Consider the following 2,656-nt stretch of genomic DNA (forward strand, 5'->3'; position numbering starts at 1 on the left):
GCATCAGCCCATCCCCCGGCGTCAGCCCGGGACAGGCGGCCCGGTCCCGGCTACGCGGCCGGCTCGGCACCGGCCCCGACGCCGAGGTGGCAGTCTTCTTCGGCTTCGTCCACCCGGTGAAAGGCGTGCGGTATCTCCTCGAAGCCGTCGCCGAGCTGCACGCCGACCATCCCGACCTGCATCTCGCCGTCGTCGGCGGGTTCACCTCCCTGGCGCTGCCCGACGCCGAGGCTGCGGCCTTCCGCCGCGAGCTCGAAGGGCACGCCCGTGCCGTCGGCGTCGCGGACCGGGTGACGTTCACCGGACATCTGCCGGCCGAAGAGGTTTCGGACATCCTGGCCGGGGCGGACGTCTGCGTGCTGCCGTTCACCGCCGGGGTGACGACGAAGAGCGGGGCGCTGGCGGCCGCGCTGTCCCACGGCCTGCCGACAGTGGTAACGGTCGCGGACCCGCCGGATCCGGCCCTCGTCGACGGCCGGACGGCGATCGTGGCCAAACCCGTGCGGGACCCGGCCGCGCTGGCCCGTGGGCTGCGCCGGCTGCTGGGCAACCCGGCGCTGCGGGCGGCCGTGTCCGCTGGCGGCCGCGACCTCGTCGCCGACCGGTCCTGGCCGTCCGTCGGGGCCGCGCACGCCCGCCTCTACCGGTGTCTGATCGGTCCCCGATGACCGTCGACGATCCCCCTCCCCACCCATCCAGATCTCGCCTATCCAGAGGGATAAAATGGACACAAAACCCTCTGGAAAGGCAAGGAAGCCGAGACCGAGGAAGCCGAGACCGAGGAACGTCGGTGGCCGGCGAGTGGACGGATCCGGCCCGGGCGGAGCCGCGCGAGATCCTCTTCGTCGAGCTGCTCGGCGGGTTCGGCGATCTGCTGATCGCCCTGCCAGCGATCCACGCACTGGCGGACAGCCATCCGAATGCCCGGATCCGCGTCCTCACCTTCGCGCCGGCCGGCGAGCTGCTGACCCACGACGACCGGATCACCGAGGTCGTGCAGGTGACTGATCACCGCGCGCAGGCCGTCCGCGAGGCTGTCGTCCGCGCGGTAAGCCGGCCGCGGGCGGACCTGGTCGTGACGACGAGCCGGCACAGCGGCGTGCCGGCCGCGATCGAGGCCGGGCGACCGCGGCATACCGGACGGCCGAGGCACGTCGTGACGGACCTCTGGCGGCGGCCGGACCCCGCCGAACCGATCGGGTCCCGGTTCGTCCGGCTCCTCACCGAAGACGGCTGGATCCGGCCCGGCCCCGGCCATCCGGACGGCGCCGACGCCCGTGGCCGTGGCCGTGGCCGTGGTAACGCCCATGGGCGGGTCGCGCTGACCGCGGCGGAGGTCGCCGAGGGTGAACGCATCCTCGCCGCACTCGACGGCACCACACCCGACGGCACCACACCCGACGGCACCACACCCGACAGCACCACACCCGGCCGCCCGGCTCCGGTGCTGCTGGTACCCGACGCCGGAATGGCCGTCAAACGGTGGCCGGCACGGCGGTGGACCGATCTCGCCCGGCTGCTCGCGGCGCGCGGGCATCCGGTCCTGCAGCCACACGCATCCGGGGCCGGGACGGCCGTGCCCCGGGTGCCCATAGCCTCCCCGCTGCCGCTGCGGGGGTTCGCGGGGCTGTGCGCGGCCGTCGGCGCGCGCGGCGGCGTCGTGGTCGGCGGGGATACCGGGCCGGTGCGCCTGGCCGCTGCCGTCGGCGCCCGCACGGTGGCGCTGTTCGGCCCGAGCCCGGCCGCCCGCTACGGCATCGCGGCGTCCCGGCAAGGCGGCGATCCGGGCGGGATGGACCTGCAGGGACTGCCAGACTGCCCGGTCCGACGACCGCTGTCCATCACCGAACAGGACTGCTGGTGGACGGCGCGATGCCCGCTCTCGGCCGACGGTCCGGCCTGCATGAGGGACCTCACGACCGCCGTCGTGGCCGAGGCGGTTTCGGCCCGAACGCCGGGCCGGGCATCGGCCCGGACGGTGGATCTTCGGCCCCCGCCACCGGGAAGAAGAACCCGATCATCCAGTCCCTGCCATCCTCCCTGTTACCCAGAGTAGTAGTTTTCTCCACGCTCCTCGGGGCAGCCCTCGTCTCGTGGCTGAACAGATCCGCGCCGTCGACGGCGCTTCCCCCCTGAGCGCGGACACGCACGCGGCCGCCGGGCGCCGGACCCTGCCGGAAGCGGTGCTGTTCGACCGGGACGGGACGTTGTGTATCGACATCCCCTACAACGGCGATCCCGGACGGGTCGTCCCCGTATCGACGGCGGCGGCGGCCCTGCGGCGCCTGCGGCGGGCCGGCATCCCGACCGCCGTGGTGTCCAACCAGAGCGGTGTCGGGCGCGGTCTGCTCGCCCTCGACGACGTCCATGCCGTCAACCGGCGGCTCGACGATCTGCTGGGCGGTCTGCTGGGCGGTCTGGGGCCGGTGTTCGTGTGCCCCCATGCGCCGGACGCGGGCTGTCCGTGCCGCAAGCCTGCCCCGGCGCTGCTCCTCGCCGCGGCCGCCGCACTCGGCGTGGCGCCGCGGAACTGCGCGTTCATCGGCGATATCGGCGCGGACATGGCCGCCGCCGCGGCGGCCGGCGCCCGGGGCGTGCTGGTGCCGACGGCGGTCACCCGCGCGGACGAGGTCGCCGCGGCGCCCGAGGTGGCCGC

General features: G+C 74.6%; 3 protein-coding genes. All 3 read left to right on the plus strand.

Annotation, left to right across the window (positions count from 1 at the left end; translation table 11 throughout):
• The coding region (locus tag AC08OP_RS23835; RefSeq protein ID WP_476616218.1) for a glycosyltransferase at window positions 1-668 on the plus strand (668 nt) is incomplete at its 5' end.
• Window positions 669-790: 122 nt separating this feature from the next.
• Complete coding sequence (locus AC08OP_RS23840) at window positions 791-2,056, plus strand: glycosyltransferase family 9 protein (protein WP_476616219.1); 1,266 nt, start codon at window positions 791-793, stop codon at window positions 2,054-2,056.
• Between the two features lie 37 nt (window positions 2,057-2,093).
• A partial coding sequence (locus tag AC08OP_RS23845) for an HAD-IIIA family hydrolase (RefSeq protein WP_476616220.1) occupies window positions 2,094-2,656 on the plus strand: 563 nt, incomplete at its 3' end.

It is taken from the genome of Frankia sp. CeRuru1 (assembly GCF_977966315.1).